Origin of the sequence: Actinoplanes sp. NPDC023801 (assembly GCF_040639655.1) — a bacterium.
Classification (GTDB): Bacteria; Actinomycetota; Actinomycetes; order Mycobacteriales; family Micromonosporaceae; genus Actinoplanes.
Genome location: NZ_JBFAAI010000008.1, coordinates 282377 through 299149 on the forward strand (window position 1 = coordinate 282377; position 16773 = coordinate 299149).

13 protein-coding genes, 1 rRNA gene and 1 riboswitch are annotated in these 16773 nt (G+C 68.8%); of the genes, 3 read left to right on the forward strand and 11 right to left on the reverse strand.

Going from position 1 to position 16773, the window contains the following annotated elements; translation table 11 throughout:
• Complete coding sequence (locus tag AB0G04_RS17920; RefSeq protein WP_360983313.1) at positions 1–1647, forward strand: Na+/H+ antiporter; 1647 nt, start codon at positions 1–3, stop codon at positions 1645–1647.
• Here the strand turns inward: AB0G04_RS17920 and AB0G04_RS17925 are convergent.
• The 9 genes from AB0G04_RS17925 to AB0G04_RS17965 form a co-directional block, all read right to left on the reverse strand.
• On the reverse strand, positions 1644–3215 hold the full coding sequence (locus AB0G04_RS17925) for an ABC transporter permease (RefSeq protein WP_360983315.1): 1572 nt from the start codon (positions 3213–3215) through the stop codon (positions 1644–1646). The two genes, AB0G04_RS17920 and AB0G04_RS17925, sit on opposite strands and share 4 nt — an antisense overlap.
• Positions 3212–4129 carry an ABC transporter ATP-binding protein gene (locus AB0G04_RS17930; RefSeq protein ID WP_360983317.1) on the reverse strand — a complete coding sequence of 306 codons (918 nt, stop codon included), beginning with the start codon at positions 4127–4129 and terminating at the stop codon, positions 3212–3214. Before AB0G04_RS17930 ends, AB0G04_RS17925 begins: the two co-directional genes overlap by 4 nt.
• Positions 4099–4749: a TetR family transcriptional regulator gene (locus AB0G04_RS17935; protein ID WP_360983319.1), complete on the reverse strand. Its 651-nt coding sequence runs from the start codon at positions 4747–4749 to the stop codon at positions 4099–4101. The genes AB0G04_RS17930 and AB0G04_RS17935 overlap by 31 nt, the downstream gene beginning before the upstream one ends.
• A gap of 57 nt (positions 4750–4806) precedes the next feature.
• Positions 4807–5706 (reverse strand): ABC transporter substrate-binding protein, encoded by a 900-nt coding sequence (locus AB0G04_RS17940; protein ID WP_360983321.1) that lies wholly within the window; start codon positions 5704–5706, stop codon positions 4807–4809.
• A complete protein-coding gene (locus tag AB0G04_RS17945) occupies positions 5703–7667 on the reverse strand; it encodes an EAL domain-containing protein (protein ID WP_360983324.1) in 1965 nt (654 codons plus the stop codon). Before AB0G04_RS17945 ends, AB0G04_RS17940 begins: the two co-directional genes overlap by 4 nt.
• A 67-nt stretch (positions 7668–7734) precedes the next feature.
• Positions 7735–8502, reverse strand: a complete 768-nt coding sequence (locus AB0G04_RS17950) for an ATP-binding cassette domain-containing protein (protein ID WP_360983326.1) — start codon at positions 8500–8502, stop codon at positions 7735–7737.
• A 55-nt stretch (positions 8503–8557) separates the two neighbouring features.
• Positions 8558–9607 carry an ABC transporter permease gene (locus AB0G04_RS17955; protein ID WP_360983328.1) on the reverse strand — a complete coding sequence of 350 codons (1050 nt, stop codon included), beginning with the start codon at positions 9605–9607 and terminating at the stop codon, positions 8558–8560.
• The gene (locus AB0G04_RS17960) at positions 9580–10602 is read right to left on the reverse strand and encodes a substrate-binding domain-containing protein (RefSeq protein WP_360983330.1); all 1023 of its coding nucleotides are present in this window, start codon (positions 10600–10602) and stop codon (positions 9580–9582) included. The genes AB0G04_RS17955 and AB0G04_RS17960 overlap by 28 nt, the downstream gene beginning before the upstream one ends.
• 98 nt (positions 10603–10700) lie before the next feature.
• On the reverse strand, positions 10701–12860 hold the full coding sequence (locus AB0G04_RS17965; protein WP_360983332.1) for a discoidin domain-containing protein: 2160 nt from the start codon (positions 12858–12860) through the stop codon (positions 10701–10703).
• Between the two features lie 299 nt (positions 12861–13159).
• On the opposite strand from AB0G04_RS17965, the gene AB0G04_RS17970 reads away from it, so the two are divergent.
• Both AB0G04_RS17970 and AB0G04_RS17975 read left to right on the forward strand, forming a co-directional pair.
• Positions 13160–13666 (forward strand): metallophosphoesterase, encoded by a 507-nt coding sequence (locus AB0G04_RS17970; protein WP_360983334.1) that lies wholly within the window; start codon positions 13160–13162, stop codon positions 13664–13666.
• Between the two features lie 72 nt (positions 13667–13738).
• Complete coding sequence (locus AB0G04_RS17975) at positions 13739–14644, forward strand: hypothetical protein (RefSeq protein WP_360983336.1); 906 nt, start codon at positions 13739–13741, stop codon at positions 14642–14644.
• A 54-nt stretch (positions 14645–14698) separates the two neighbouring features.
• On the opposite strand, the gene AB0G04_RS17980 is transcribed toward AB0G04_RS17975, so the two are convergent.
• Positions 14699–16123 (reverse strand): glycine hydroxymethyltransferase, encoded by a 1425-nt coding sequence (locus tag AB0G04_RS17980; protein WP_360983338.1) that lies wholly within the window; start codon positions 16121–16123, stop codon positions 14699–14701.
• 20 nt (positions 16124–16143) lie between these two features.
• Positions 16144–16235, reverse strand: a riboswitch (ZMP/ZTP riboswitch).
• Between the two features lie 271 nt (positions 16236–16506).
• Positions 16507–16623 (reverse strand): 5S ribosomal RNA (gene rrf / locus AB0G04_RS17985).
• Positions 16624–16773 lie beyond the last annotated feature (150 nt).

Consider the following 16773-nt stretch of genomic DNA (forward strand, 5'->3'; position numbering starts at 1 on the left):
ATGACACCCGAGACGATCCTGCTGTTCGCGTTGGGGGCAGTCGCGGTGATCATCGTGGTCCACTGGGTCACGGAGAAAACCGGCCTCCCCGCCGCTGTGCTACTGACGCTGACCGGCATCGCCTACTCCTACCTGCCAGGGGAAAACCTGCGCCTGGAGGAGGAGATCATCCTGATGTTCGTCCTCCCCCCGCTGCTCTACAACGCGGCGCTCGACTCGTCTCTGCTCGACATCCGGCGCAACATGCGGACCGTCATCAGCCTCTCGGTGGTGCTGGTGCTGATCACCGCCCTGCTGCTCGGCTTCGGCTTCTCGTACTGGGTGACCGGGGCGACGCTCGCCACCGGCATCGCCCTGGGCGCGGCGGTCGCCCCGCCGGACCCGGTCGCGGCGCTCGCCGTCGGGCGCAAGGCCGGGCTGCCCGGCAAACTGATCACTCTCATCCAGGGTGAGGGCCTGCTCAACGACGCGACCGCGCTGACCCTGCTCACCGTGGCGATCGCCGCTCAGCGCGACGGTGACTTCTCGTACGACAACGCGGTCGGCAAGTTCGTCATCTCCGCGGCCGGCGGTGTGCTCATCGGTGTGGTGACCGCCTACGTCGTGCGGTTCCTGAAGCCGCTGCGGTCCGACCCGCTGAGCGCCAACGCGCTGTCGATCATCACGCCGCTCGCCGCCTTCGCGATCGCCGAGCACAACCACCGTTTCTCCGGTGTGCTCGCGGTGGTGGTCGCCGGCCTGATCATCGGCCACGACACCCCGCGCTACACCACCGGTGCCAGCCGTCTGCAGACCGCAGCCGTCTGGCGGCTGATCGACTTCCTTCTGGAGGGCGCGGTCTTCCTGCTGATCGGCATGCAGGTCAAGGAGATCATCAGGGGTCTGCGCGACTACCCGTTGAGCCAGGTCGTCGTCGCGGTGGCCGTCACCCTGGGTGTGGTGCTGCTGGTCCGCCCGTTCTGGCTCGTCGTCACCCAGCTGCTGCCGCGTCAGCTGCACCTGCGCCTGGGCGGCCAGCAGGACGACGACATGGAGGTCACGGACGGCCGGACCCGGCAGGAGCCGCTGTCCGGCCGGGAGGTCACCGCGCTGAGCTGGGCCGGCACCCGCGGCGTGATCACGCTGGCGGCGGTCTTCATCATCCCGGACAACTTCCCGAACCACGATCTGATGGTCTTCTGCGCCCTGATGGTCGTGCTGGTCACCCTGGTCGGCCAGGGCCTCACCTTCGCGCCGCTGGTCCGCTGGCTGGGCCTGCGCGCCGACAAGAAGGACCTGGCCCGGCTCCGCAACGAGGCCCGCTCGGCCGCTGTGAAGGCCGCCCTGCACCGGCTCGACGACATCCAGGAGGAGCAGCACGACCACGTCGAGGACGAGGCGATCGAGACGATGCGCAAGCAGCTCGAGGTCCGCCTGGACCGGTACCGGCGGCGACTCGACCTGCTGGAACAGGTCGGATCGCACGAGGTGCCGCAGTCGCCCCAGTACGAGGCGGCCCTGATGGTCCGCCAGGCCGTCATCGACGCCGAACGCGAGGAGCTGCTGCGCTGGCGCGACGCGGGCCGCCTCGCCGACGACAGCCTGCGGGTCCTCAACCGCGAGCTGGACCACGAGGAACTGGTCCTGCCGAAACGGCCGAAGGACTAACCCGGGACGTCCCGGCGGCGCAGGGCGAGCAGTCCGGCGCCGCCGAGGGCGGCCGCGATCAAGGTCAGATTCATCAGCGGTACGGCCGTGAAGCCGGCTCCCGGCAGCTGCGGCACGTGGGTGAACGGCGACAGGTCGAGCACCCACTGATCGAACCCGAGCAACGGCCCGGCCAGCATGAGCAGCAGCACTACGGCAATGCCGGCCCAGGCGCCCGCCGCCGCCCTCGGGACCACTCCGATCAGCAGCATCGCCAGCCCGGCCAGCACCCACACCGCGGGCAGCTGCACGAGCGCCACCTCGACCATCAGTACGACGTCGCCGTGCACCAGTCCGGTCATCAGCCCTTCGGCGAGCAGGGCCGCAGCGGGTCCGGCCAGCACGAACAGCAGGTGGCCGGCGGCCCAGGCGATCCGGCTGACGTCGGTGCTGAGAATCGCCTCGGCGTGCCCGGCCTGTTCCTCGTCACGGATCCGCAGCGCGGCCTGCACCGCGTAGCAGGCGGACAGCACCCCGCAGATCGGCGCGACGGTCCCGAAGTAGCCGTCCAGCACCCCGTCCGACCCGCCGATCCGGGCGAACATCTCGCCCACCCCGGCCGAGTCCTCGGCGAGTGCCACCACGCTGGAGGCCACCGCGCCGAAGATCAGGCCCAGCGCGGCGAACCCGGCGACCCACCCGAACAGCAGGCCACGGTGCAGCCGCCAGGCGAGCGCCACCGGTGAGCGCAGCGACGGCGCCGCACCGGCCGGTCCCGGTCGTCCCGCGAGCAGGCCACCGCCGAGATCACGGCGGGTCAGCAGGTACGCCGAGAGGACCACGGTGACCAGGGTCGCAACGAACGTCAGCACCACCGGCCACCAGTCGTCCGCGCCGAACGGGAAGACCCGGTGCACCCAGCCGATCGGTGACAGCCAGGACAACCACGCGAGGCTGCCGTCCCCGGTCGCCGACATGTCCCCGGCGAGCCGCAGCACCCAGGTCGCACCGAGGATCAGCACCCCGATCGCCCGCGCCCCGCGAGCAGTGCCGCTGAGCTGCGCCGCGACCGCGCCGACGCCGGCGAACACCCAGGCACTGACGGCGAAGACCACACCGAGGGCCACCGAACCGCCGGTGGGCATCCCGTGCCCGATCAGGGTGACCGTCACGATCACGCCCATGACCAGGCCTGCCGCCACGGTTGCGAGCAGTGCCGCGGCCATCGGCGCGAACCGGCCGACCACGGTGGCCCGGATCAGCTCGGTGCGGCCGGCCTCCTCGTCGGCCCGGGTGTGCCGGATGACGGTGAGCAGCGCGGCCAGGCCGACCATGACGGGCACGAAGCCGCCGCGCCACACCACCAGTTCACCGATGCTGTCACCGTGCAGTGGGCCGTACAGGGCCACGAAACCGGCGTTGGCGGCGCTGATCCGGGCGTACTCGACGCGTTCCTGTGCGGTGGCGAACAGGGTGTCGAACCCGGACGCGTAGACGTAGGGCAGCAGGCCCAGCCCCAGCACCCAGAACGGCAGGACGAACCGGTCACGCCGCAGCACCAGCCGGAGCAGGCGCAACGTCCCGGTCATCGGGCCCGCTCCGATTCCCGGCTGTCCGCGTCGCGCGTGTAGTGCCGCAGGAACAGCTCCTCAAGCGACGGCGGCTGGCTGACCAGGCTGCGTACCCCCGCAGCGACAAGCGATTTCAGCGCCGGGTCGAGGGCGTCGGCGTCGACGTCGAAGGTGACCCGGCCGTCCTCGGTCGTCAGGTCGTGCACCCCGGCGAGGCCGGCCAGCCCGTTGACCGGCCCGGCCAGTTCGGCGCGGATCGTGGTGCGGGTCAGGTGCCGCAGATCGGCCAGGGTGCCGCTCTCCACCGATCGGCCGGCCCGGATGATGGTCAGCCGGTCGCAGAGCGCCTCGACCTCGGACAGGATGTGGCTGGACAACAGGACCGTACGATCGCCGCGTCTCTTCTCCTGAAGGATCACCTCCCGGAAGACCTCCTCCATCAGGGGGTCGAGCCCGGAGGTCGGTTCGTCGAGAATGAGCAGCTCCACATCGGAGGCGAGCGCCGCGACCAGCGCCACCTTCTGCCGGTTGCCCTTGGAGTAGGCCCGGCCCTTCTTGCGCGGATCGAGCTCGAACCGCTCGATCAGGTCGTCGCGGCGCTTGCGGTCGAGGCCACCTCGCAGGCGGCCGAGCAGGTCGATCACCTCGCCGCCGGTCAGATTGGGCCAGAACGTGACATCACCCGGCACGTACGCCAACCGGCGATGCAGTGCCGTGGCGTCGGCCCAGGGGTCCCCGCCGAGCAACCGCGCCGATCCGCCGTCGAGACGCATCAGCCCGAGCAGCACGCGGATGGTGGTCGTCTTGCCGGCCCCGTTCGGCCCGAGGAAGCCGTGCACCTCCCCGGTCCGGACCCGCAGGTCCAGCCCGTCCAGAGCAGTGACTGCCCCGAACCGTTTGATCAGTCCTCCGGCATCGATGGCATCCGCCATGGCCCCTTCTCTCCCGTTGATGAATCTCTGAGCCGATCCAGGGCTTTCATTCCCTGTTCGGCCTGCTCAGGAGTGAGAAGTGGCTGGCTGAAGATCTCCAGGCTGGCCCGGATCATCCGCACGTAACCGGGCAGCTCCCCGACGTCCTCGCCGAGCGCCGCGGTCAGCTGGTCACGCATCAGGAACATGCCCAACTTCATGGCGCCGAGGACCGCGACGAACGCGCGCGGGTCGTCGGTCTCCAGTTTCGTGCCGGCCAGCCAGCGTTCGCCGCCCTGCACCGCGGCGGCGAACATGGCCTGGCCGCGGGGTGAACCGTCCATCAGGGATCGGACCAGGTACTGCTGGAGGGCCATGGCGTCGGGGGCCAGCGCGCCACCGAGCGCCTGCGACTCGGTGAACGCCATCTGCAACTGGGTGATCCGGGCCAGCGCGAACTCGTCGCAGGCGTCGCGCAGGCCCTCCTTGGACCCGAAGTGGTGCCGGAGCAGGCCCGAGGAGACGCCGGCGGCCTGGGCGATGTCCCGGATCGTGGCGCCCGCGATGCCGCGCTCGGTGAAGAGCGCGATCGCGGCGTCCCGGATGCGGGCGCGGGCCGTAAGGTCGCTGTCACTACTCACACGTGTAGCGTACTACACGATCGTGTAGCGAACCATGTCCTTCTATCCCGCGTCGACCTATCCCGCGTTGACCGTCGCGGCCTTCACCCCGCTGGCGGACAGCTCCCACCGGGCCAGCAGATCGCTGTAGACCCCGGAGTCGATCAAACGCTGCAGGGCGTCGCGCAGGCAGTCGCGCAGCTTGTCGTTGTCCCGGTCCACCGCGATGCCGAAGAGGCCCGGCTCGTACTGCTGGTCCGAGGCGAGCTGGAAGAACGCGCTGGTCCGCTGATCGGTGGTGACGAACGCGGCGGGCGGGTAGTCCTGCAGCACCACGGCCACCCGGCCGCTCCGCAGCTCCACCAGGGCGTCCGCGTTCGTCGGCAGGCTGTGAATGGTCAGCCTCCGGTCACCGCACTGCTTGCGCAGGCGGATCAGCATCCCCTCGTGGTAGGTGCCCTTCTCGGTGGCGGCCGCCTGCCCGCAGATGTCCTGGAGATCGGCGATGCCACGGGGGTTGCCCCGCTGCACCAGGATCGACGTGCCGGTGGAGAAGTAGTTGACGAAGTCGACCTTCTTCCGCCGTTCGACGGTGTCGGTCATCGAGGAGAGCACGCCGTCATAGGTGCCGGCCTCCACCTCGTCCACGGCCGTGCTGAACGCGCCCACCACCATCTCGACCCGGATGCCGAGGACCTGACCGAGCGCCGCAGCCAGATCCGGCTCGAAACCGATGATCGTACGCCCGTCGGCGGCGAAGTACTCCATCGGCGCATAGCTCGCGTCCGTCACCAGGCGGATGAAGCCGCGCGCCTTGACGTCGTCGGGAAGCAGCGCGTGCAGCGCCTCGTCCCTGGTCACGGCGGCGACCTCGTCCAGCTGACCGGCCTCGGTGGTCATCGTCGCGCCGGAACAGCCGGCCGTTCCGAGGACGGCGGCAATGCCGAGGACAGCGATACCACGACGTACAAGCCTCATCGAATAGCCCCTTCTGAATCAGTCACGGGTACGAAAAAGTCCGGCGAAACCTGGGGCCACGGGACCGGACGCCCGATCAGATAGCCCTGCGCCTCGTCACAGCCGGCGTCGATCAGCCAGCGGTACACCTCGGGCGTCTCCACACCCTCGGCCGTGACCCGGCTGCCCAGACCGTGCGCCAGCTCGATCACCGACCGGACGATGGCCCGGCTCTGCGGGTCGTGCGCCAGGTCCTTGACGAACGCCCGATCGATCTTGATCTCCGCGGCCGGGAAGCCACGCAGGTGCGCGAGGCTCGTGTAACCGGCCCCGAAGTCGTCGACCGAGATGCCGACACCGAGAGCCGACAGCTCCGCGATCGCCCGGTGCACGGTGTCCGTGTCCCCGGCCAGAGCCGTCTCCGTCACCTCGAGCATCAACCACTGCGGTGCCGTGCGGTGCTCGGCCAGCAGTCCGGCGACCAGCGCCGGGAAACCCGGCACCTCCAGGTTGCGGGCCGACACGTTGACCGAGACGACCCACCGCTGCCCGGCGGCGGTCCAGCCGAGCTGGTCGGTCAGGGCCCGGCGCAGCACCCACTCGGTGAGCGGGACGATCAGCCCGGAATGCTCGGCGGCCGGCAGGAAGTCCCCCGGCGGCACCAGGCCACGCTCCGGATGCTGCCAGCGGACCAGCGCCTCGACGGCACGGACCGTGCCGTCGCTGACACCGACCTTGGGCTGGTAGTGCAGAACCAGTTCGTCGCGGTCCAGGGCGTGCCGCAGCTCGGCCTGCACGACCAGCCACTGGTGCGGCTGCGCGGCCTGCTCGCCGGAGTAGACGACGATGTCGACGGTGCCGCGCTTGCCCTGATACATCGCGGCGTCCGCACGCTGCTTCAGCTCCTCCATCTGATGGCCGTGCTCCGGATAGAGCGCGATGCCGAAACTCGCCTCGATGCTGAGCGGCACACCGTCCAGCACCATCTCCTCGGTGAGCCTGGCCCGGGCCTGCTCCAGCAGCGCCACCGCCTCGGCACGATCCCGGCCGGGCAACAGCAACGCGAACTCGTCACCGCCGAGCCGGGCCAGGATGTCGTCCGGGTCGAGCGCGCCCCGGAACCGGGCCGACACCTCCCGCAGCAGCTCGTCACCGGCGTGGTGGCCCAGGGTGTCGTTGACCTCCTTGAACCGGTTGAGGTCGACGAGAACCATGGCTCCGTGGCCGCCGTCACGGGCCGCCCTGTCCAGCCGTTCCTCCACCCACGTGCGGAACGCGGTCCGGTTCGGCAGGCCGGTGAGCGCGTCGTGCAGGGCATTGTGCCGCTGGTCGGCCGCGTACCGGCGCAACGAGCGGGTGGTCAACCAGGCCAGCATGGCCAGCAGTACATAGAGGACGGCGAGTCCGCCGCCGATGCTCCACCAGGTGTGCGCGATCTGCTGCTCGAGCCGATCGGCGATCTTCTGGTACGGCAGATACACCTCGACCACGCCCACCGACTGCCCGGTCGCGCCCGCGAACATCGGCTGCATCACCCGGATCGTCTGGGTGCGGCCGGTGATCACCCGGGCGCGCGGCTCACCGTTCGCGGCGGCCTGGAAATCCGGATCCGAGATGGGTACGCCACTGCTGCTCGACCCGTCGTCGGAGAAGATCACCCGGCCACTGAACCCACGCAGGCGCAGGTGCTGCACCGACCCGTTGAAGACGGCCAGGCGGGTAGCCTCACGCATCCGGTCCTGCTGCTCGACGGTCAGACCGCGGCGGCTCAGATCATCTCCGCCGAGAGTGGGCGACTCGCCACTGTTCAGCGCCGGTGCGACAACCATCTGGGTGATGACGTCCGCCTGCGCCAGCCCTTGGGCACGCCCCTGCTCGGCCGCGTCCTTGGAATAGTCCTGCAGCACGAGCGCACCCAGAGCCACCACGGGTACGAGGCTCGCCGCCGCGAACGTCGCGAACAGGCGGGAGGTGCTCCGCACTCGCGGCCGGACCCGGCGTTTCCACATGTGGGCCTGATCGGTCGCAGGCGGCGACCGGTTGAGGAAATCAGCCCGCCGGCGGCGCGGCGGCGCCGGTCATGATGGCCACCGCGTCCGACATCGAGTGCGCAGCCGGGTCGATCACCGCGATCCGGCGGCCCAGCCGCTGAATGTGGATCCGGTCCGCGACCTCGAAGACGTGCGGCATGTTGTGGCTGATCAGGATGACCGGCAGGCCCCGGTCCCGGACGTCGCGGATCAGCTGGAGCACCCGGTTGCCCTCCTTGACGCCGAGCGCGGCGGTCGGCTCGTCGAGGATCACCACCTTGCTGCCGAAGGCGGCCGACCGGGCCACCGCGACAGCCTGACGCTGCCCACCGGAGAGCGACTCCACCGCCTGCCCGATGTTCTGCAAGGTGGCGACACCCAGCTCGCTCATGTGCCGGGTGGCCTCCTCCCGCATCCGCTTGCGATCAAGCATCCGCAGCACCGAACCGAGCGGGCCGGGCCGGCGCTGCTCCCGGCCCAGGAACAGGTTGTCGGCGATGTCCAGGCCGGGCGCCACCGCAAGCGTCTGGTAGACGGTTTCGATCCCGGCGGCCCGGGCGTCCATCGGATTACGGAAATGAACCGGCTTGCCGTCCAGCAGAATCTCACCGCTGTCCGGCACGACAGCGCCGGACAGGGCCTTGATCAGGCTGGACTTTCCGGCGCCGTTGTCACCGATCACCGCGAGGATCTCACCCGGTAGCAGTTCCAGGTCGCTGCCGTCGATCGCGACGACCCGGCCGTACCGCTTGGTCAGGCCTTTCGCTTGAAGAACCGGAGTGGTCACGCTGTTCCCCCTTTGTCGTGCCCTCCTGGCCCTTGCTTCGCTGCGGTGCAGTCGGTCACGACTTGACCTTTCTGATCCACTGGTCGATCGACACCGCGATCAGCACCAGCAGGCCGATCGCGAAGCCCTGCCAGACCACTTCGACGCCGGCCAGTTGCAGGCCGTTACGGAACACTCCGACGATCAGTGCGCCGATCAGGGTCCCGATCACCCCACCACGGCCGCCGAAGAGGCTGGTGCCGCCGAGCACGACCGCGGTGATCGAATCCAGGTTGTACTCGGTGCCGACGTTCGGGCTGGCCGAGGCGAGCCGGCCGATCAGGATCCACCCGGCGACCGCGTAGAGCAGACCCGCGGTGGTGTAGACCGAGAACAGCACCCGGCCCGTCCGGATGCCCGCCAGCCGGGCCGCCTCCGGGTCGTCCCCGGTCGCGTAGACGTGCTTGCCCCAAGCCGTCCAGCTCAGCGCGTACGCGAAGAACCCGAACAGCAGCAGCATGATGATCGAGCCGTAACTGAGCCGGAAGTCCCCGATCGGGATCGCGTCCCCGGTCCAGGTCATCAGCGCCGGCATGTCCGCGCCCCGGACCGTCTCGCTGTTGCTGACCACCGCGTTCAGGGAGAAGAAGATGGTGAGGGTGCCCAGCGTGACGATGAACGGTGGCAGTTTGATCCGGGTCACGAGCATCCCGTTGAGCGCGCCCATCGCCGTACCGCAGGCGAAGCCGAGCAACAGCGCGAGCGGCGCCGGCACCCCGGCGTCGGTAGCGAAGAGCGCCATCAGGATCGAGGAGAACACCGCGATCGCCCCGGCGGACAGGTCGATCCCGGCCGTCAGGATGATCAGCGTCTGCCCGAGCGCGAGCGTCGCGATGACGGTGACCTGCAGCAGCACCAGCGACAGGTTGGCCGCCGAGAAGAACCGGCCGTTGACGATCGAGAACGCCACGATCGCCACGACGAGTACGGCGAGCGGCCCGAGAACCGGGTTGCCGTGCAACAGATGCTGAACACGCAGGCCGAACGAGTCGTGCCGTCGCGTCTCGAAGTCAGCGGTGGTGGTAGCCATCTCCGCACTCACCCCCAGCAGTTCTGCTTGCCCCACGCGGAGTCCTTCGCCTCCACGCCGGCCTGCGGTTGGTCGGTGATCAGTTGCACGCCGGTGTCGATGAAGTTCTTGCCGGCGGTGTTCTGCGGCTTGGCGCCGGTCTTCGCGTACTCCGCGATCGCCGCGACCCCGAGCTCGGCCATCTTGATCGGGAACTGCATCGAGGTCGCGCCGATCACCCCGTTCGCCACGTTGTCGACACCCGGGCACCCGCCGTCGACCGAGACGATGGTGACCTCGCGATCCCGGCCGGCCGCTTTCAGGGCCTCGTAGGCACCGGCCGCCGCGGGTTCGTTGATGGTGTAGACCAGGTTGATCGACGGGTCCTTCTGGAGCAGGTTCTCCATCGCGGTACGACCGCCCTCCTCGTTGCCGTCGGTGACGTCGTGCCCGGCGATCCGCGGATCGTTCTCGTCACCGATGCGCGCCTTGTCGCCGACGTCCACCCCGAACCCCTCCAGGAACCCCTGGTCACGCTGCACGTCGACGGAGACCTGGTTGGCGTTGAGGTCCAGCATGGCGATTCGCGCCTGTTTGCTCTCCGCCTCGAACTTCGCCTTCGCCCACTGACCGATCAGGCGGCCGGCCTCGTAGTTGTCGGTGGCGAAGGTGGCATCGGCGGCGTCGGCCGGCTCCACCGGGGTGTCCAGTGCGATGACGAGCATCCCGGCCTCGTGCGCCCGGTCGATGGCGGGCACGATCGCCTTGGAGTCGTTCGGGGTGATCAGGAAGCCCTTGGCGCCGAAGGAGATCAGGTTCTCGATCGCCAGCACCTGGGCCTCGTTGTCGCCGTCCACCCGCCCGGCGAACGTCTGCAGGTCGACCCCGGCGGTACCGGCCGAACCCTGCGCGCCCTTCTTCATGGTCACGAAGAAGGGGTTGGTGTCGGTCTTGGTGATCAGGCCTACAACGGGCTCGCCGGTGCCGCGATTGCACGCGGCACCGGCGAGGACCATGAGCACACATCCCGCTGCGGCAACGAACCTTCGCACGTCGCCTCCAAGGAGATCGAGGAATACCTCTGCCTTGGAGTAGACGCCCACCCCATCAGGGTGTCAACAGCGAGTTTCCATCAGGTTGCGGTAAGTGATCAGGGGAAGTTGACCACGTAGGACGGTACGGTCGCGGTTCCCTGCGCCGGGCCGCCCGTCGTGTTGACGACGTTGTCGATGACACCGTTGCCGCCCAGGGAGACGGTCAGCAGGTTGCGCAACCGGACCCCGGACTTGACCGGCACCTCGAAACCCCGGTCCGCGTGGATCGACGGGTTGACGTTGAAGTAGCAGTAGCTGCCCATCGCCCACGCCTCGTGCGTGTTCACCGAGTCGGCCACCTTGTACGCGGCGTACCCCTCCGCACCCGTCCGCCAGGCCGCCTGGGTCGGCGGGTCGTACGGCATCTCGTTCTGGAAGAAGTAGGTCCGGCCGCCGTTGCCGTTCCAGATCACCTGGTACTTCTGGTAGTGCTCGACGAACAGCCCGTACGCCGTGACGTCATTGCCGTTGACGATCAGACCGTGGTCGCCGATCGCCGTGTCCCAGTTGTAGGTTCCCGCGTTGCCGTGGTCGGCGCGCCAGGCCCAGATGTGGTCGATGATCACGTTGTTGCTGTTGACCAGCAGGCTGTTGGTGGCCTTGCCGGCGATGTAACCGCCGACCCGCAGGAACACGTCCTGCACCGACGACGGGTTGGCCGCATGGTTCGCCGACGACCCGGTCTGGCCCATCACCAGCAGGTTCGGTGACAGGGTCGTACCCGCGTCGAAGAGGATGCCGGCGACCTTCACACCGTCCACATCGGCCACCTGCATCGCGGTGACACCGTTCTCCGGGATGATCGTCGCGTAGCCGAGGCCGAGCACCACGGTGTTGGCCCGGTTCACGTTGATCGTCTGGTTGATCCGGTAGATGCCCGGCTGGAAGATCAGGTTGAGCCCCGAGGCGAGGGCCGCGTTGATCGTCGCGGCGCTGTCACCGGGCTTCGCCACGTAGAACTGGTTCAGCGGGATACTGGTGCCCGGGGTGTTGCCGTTCGCCCAGCTGACGCCGGTGCTGTTGGTCCGCAGGGCAGGCACGAAGACGGCGTAGTCGGATCCGGTGTGGTACAGGTACGGCTTCTCCCGTATGACCGGGGTGTTCGGGATGTTGGTGTACGGCGGGTTCGGGAAACTCGCACCCGACGGAGCACCCTGCACACCGACGAACGCCTGGTTCCACACCGCGTTGGTGTTCGAGGCGATCGCGCTGTTCCGGGTGAGCCACTGCTGCTGCGAGTACTGCCCCAGGGTGCCGCTGATCCGCGAGTCGGCGACGTATCCGCCGGAGGCCCAGCCGTACCCGTTCGGCGCCAGGTTCAGGTTGCCGTGGATGTCCATCCGCCGGAACGGCGCGGCCTGCGAGACGGCCCAGCGGTTGGTGCCGTTCACCGGGTAGACGGAGAGGTTCTCGGTGGAGCGCCAGAAATTCTGGGTGGCGTTGCCCTGGAACCAGCCGGCGTCCACGGTGATGTCACCGTTGATCCGCACGTCCTGCGGGTTCTGACCGAGACCGACCACCGAGGTGTAGAAGCCGACCTGGATGTTCAGGTTGTTGTACGTGCCGGGCCGGAACGCCAGCACGTAACGGCCGGTGCCGAACTGGGCCGTCTCCTGCTGCGCGAAGATCTGGTCGGCGCGGGCCTGGATGCTTGCCGACGACATCGACGGGTCGAAGACGACCACGTTGGCGCCGAGGCTGCCGCCGCCCGGAAGGACCGGGCCACCGGACTCGCCGAAGACCTTGAACTCGAACAGCGAGTACCCGTAGCCGGTGGTCCGCTGGGTGCCGTACATCCGCACGTACCGGCCGGTGCCACTGACCGTCAGCGACTGGTTCCCACCGGTGGACGTCGTCGTCGAGTAGACCGTGTTCCAGCTCGACGCGTTGTCGGAGACCTGGATCTGGAACGCCCTGGCCGCGGCGGTCTCCCAGTTCAGTTCGACCCGGCTGATGGCCTGCGAACTTCCCAGGTCCACCTGCAGCCACTGCGGGTCGGAGAAGGCCGACGACCACCGCGTGGCGGGGTTGCCGTCGACCGCCTCGGCCGCGGCATAGGCTCCGGCGGCCTCGGTGGAGGAGGCGGTTGCGGGCTTGCCCTGTGACAGCAGCACCTCGGCGGCGGAGGCGCTGGTCGACGTGACAGCGACTTGGCCGGCGGCGAGGACGGCGACGACGCCGCCTATCACGCCGCTCCGCCAGCGGGAGCGTCTCATGGGAACTCCTAGTGGGACGGGGGGAACCGGGAAGTTGGGAGAGCGCTCACCCGGACCCGACGCTAAGAGTCGTTACCAATCGATGTCCAGGATGTTGCGAGGTTCCGGAACCGGTACCGCCAAACCGTCAGGTTCTCCCGCCGATCACCACCGGTCAAGGCGTTCTCGCTGGTGGCAAGCTCGGCCATCGCTTCGGCCGGAGATTTACCGGTCCCGATAACCCTTTCCCCGGAACCGGTTCCGGCGCCGCCCGCGAGAACACCCAGGCGAACACTGAACGGACAATTAGGATCGTATGCATGCGGCTCGTCCTCATCAGCGACACCCACGTGCCCAAGCGCGCCCGTGACCTTCCGGCCCCCGTGTGGGCGGCGATCGACCAGGCCGACGTCGTCGTCCACGCCGGTGACTGGGTCGACGTCAGCCTGCTCGACAGGCTCGAAGCCCGCGCCGCGCGCCTCGTCGCCTGCTACGGCAACAACGACGGACCGGTGCTACGGGCCCGGCTGCCCGAGATCGCCCGCACCACCCTCGACGGGGTACGGCTCGCCGTGATCCACGAGACCGGTCAGGCCACCGGCCGGGAGAAACGGTGCGCGGCCATGTTCCCCGACACCGACGTACTCGTCTTCGGCCACTCCCACATTCCCTGGGACACCACCGCCCCGACCGGTCTGCGCCTGCTCAACCCGGGCTCACCCACCGACCGCCGGCGGCAGCCCGACCACACCTGGATGAGCGCCCACATCTCCGGCGGTGCCCTGCACGACGTCACCCTCCACCGGCTGCCACCCCGTACGCCGTGATCGCGTCTTCCGCGGGCGTCCTGACCGCTGCCGGTCCTCGCCGGCTGCCACCCCGTACGCCATGCTCGTCGGGTGATTTCGATCAGTGACCGTCTCGCCGACCTCGGGCGACGCCTGTCCCCCATCCTCGATGTCCCCGACAACGACGAGCTCGAGAACGTGCTGATCGCCGCCGGCTGGGAGCCGTCGACGCGGCGCAACGGGCATCGGACGTTCCAGCTCGACGGGATGCTGGCCGGCACCCGGGCGCACCACGGCGGCGCGGAGATCATCGTCGACATCCGTGACTTCGGTGACCCCCAGGACGTGGAGCGCGAAGAGTACGCGAACGGCGACCACGACACGGTCAGCGCCCAGCTGTACGAGGAGGCCCGGGCGCTGGCTGACAGCGTCGCCGGGGAACTCGCCCTCGACCCGGCGGGCCCGTTCGACCTGGATCCGCTCGAGGGTTGGCACTTCGACCCGCACCTGTTCCGGGCCGGACACTGGGTCGTCGCCGTCGCGGACGTACAGCAGGACTCCGACCTGCCGCTGATCGTGGAAGCCCACTTCGCGTGGGGCGCGGACCTCCCGGGCCGGCTCACCGGACTCGTCCCGCCCCCGGCCCGGCCGCCCTCGATTGATTGGGCCGCGATCACCCGGCCGCTGCCCGCCGACTACCGCTGGCTCGTCGACACCTACGGCCCCGGTCCGCTGGGCGGCTACCTCGATCTGATCGCCCCCGATCAGCTCCCCGCCTCCGAGCCCGGTCCGCTTCTCGCACCGGACCGCCTGACGATGGCCACCACCAGCGACGGCGCCACCGTCTCCTGGCTCATGCAGTCGACCCGCCCTTGGGAGACCGACCCGGACGAGGAGGTGAACAGCTGGAGCGTGATGCTGTCCCGGCCCGGCTACGAGCGCGAACACGACTGCGGCCTGCTGCGCTTCCTCGTGCTGGCGCTCACCGGAAAGCACGAACCCGCCGTGACCGGATGAGGGCCACGGCGGGTTCGTCGATGCTTACGGCCGGCTCCGGCCGGGTGCGGCCGGTCAGCCCAGGCTGACCGACGGGTACAGCGGGAACGGAGCGAGCAGCTCCGAAGCCTGCTTGCTGACCCGGTCCGCGAGAGCCGGGTCCAGGCTGAACTTCGCCTTCGAACCCTCGGCCGGGCTGGTGTTCGCCAGCACGGTGTGGATCAGCTCGGCGATCTGGTCCATCTCACCGACGCCGAGGCCACGGCTGGTCAGGGCGGGCGTGCCGACCCGGATGCCGGAGGTGTACCAGGCGCCGTTCGGGTCGTTCGGGATCGCGTTGCGGTTGGTCACGATGCCGCTGTCCAGCAGAGCCTGCTCGGCCTGGCGGCCGGTGATGCCGAACGGGTGCACGTCGAGCAGCACCAGGTGGTTGTCGGTGCCACCGGAGACCAGCTGCACACCACGCCGGCTCAGACCCTCGGCCAGCGCCTGGCTGTTCGTGACGATCTGCTGCGCGTAGGTCGAGAACTCCGGCCGGCGGGCCTCCGCGAACGCGATCGCCTTCGCCGCCATCACGTGGGGCAACGGGCCACCGAGCACCATCGGGCAGCCGCGGTCCACCTGGGAAGCAAGCTCCGGCTGGCAGAAGACGGCACCACCACGCGGGCCGCGCAGGCTCTTGTGGGTGGTCGTGGTGACGATGTGCGCATGCGGGATCGGGTTGTAGTCGCCGGTGAACACTCCACCCGCGACCAGACCGGCGAAGTGCGCCATGTCGACCATGAACGTCGCACCCACCTCGTCGGCGATCTCGCGCATCTTCGCGAAGTTCACCTTCCGCGGGTACGCCGAATAGCCACCCACGATCACCGCGGGCTTGAACTCCTTGGCACTGGCCCGCAGAGCCGCGTAGTCGATCTGACCGGTGGCCGGGTCCACCCCGTAGCTGCGCTGGTCGAACATCTTGCCGGAGATGTTCGGGCGGAACCCGTGGGTGAGGTGACCGCCGGCGTCCAGCGACATGCCGAGCAGCCGCTGGTTGCCGAACGCCTGCCGCAGCTCGGCCCACTCGGCGTCGGTGAGGTCGTTGATCTGCCGCTTCTCGAACTTCTTCAGGAACGGCACCTCGACCCGGTCGGCCAGGATGGCCCAGTAGGCGACCAGGTTGGCGTCGATACCGGAGTGCGGCTGGACATACGCGTACGGAGCGTCGAACAGCGCCTTGGCGTGCTCGACGGCGACCGACTCCACGATGTCGACGTTCTGGCAGCCGGCGTAGAACCGCCGGCCGATGGTGCCCTCCGCATACTTGTCGGAGAGCCAGTTACCCATGGCGAGCAGGACCGCCGGGGAAGCGTAGTTCTCACTCGCGATCAGCTTCAGCGACTCACGCTGGTCGGCTAGCTCCTGCGCGATCGCGTCGGCGATGCGCGGCTCGACGGAACGGACCACCTCGAGGGCGGAGCGGAAAGCGATGGACTCGGCGTTCAACTCTGACATGGGACCTCCCTATCACGTAGCGAAGAGGCCCAGGCGCACGGCAGGTCGTCGTCTCGACGGGGCCGCTCCACGATGGTCAGCCCATCCGAACGCGCCAGTCACGGCCCGGACCCAGCATACCGGCTCCCCGGATGTGCCGCTGCCGTCCCGTCCTCCACGGATGTGCCGCTGCCGTCACGCTCTCCGCGGATGTGCCGCTGCCGTCCAGTCCTCTGCACGCCCCCGTCACGGCACAGAACCCGACGGCAGCGGCCGTCCCGGTTGGTAACCCCGGTTGCGGCCGGCGCGCGATTTATGAAGCGACGCGGATTATTTCAGACGCAAAAAGATCACCAAATAGAGAAAGGCCCACCCCGTGTGGGGTGGGCCTTTCTTAACGTTGAGTCCGGCGGCGTCCTACTCTCCCACACCCTCCCGAGTGCAGTACCATCGGCGCTGGAGGGCTTAGCTACCGGGTTCGGAATGTAACCGGGCGTTTCCCCTCCGCTATGACCACCGAAACACCTTTCAGCAACAGCGAAGTAAACCAGCAACCCGTCAAAAAACCGGGGTGGTTGTTCGTTTGCTGTGAATCACACAGTGGACGCAAGCGCAATGTATAGGGTGGTTAAGCCCTCGGCCTATTAGTACCGGTCAACTCAACACGTTAC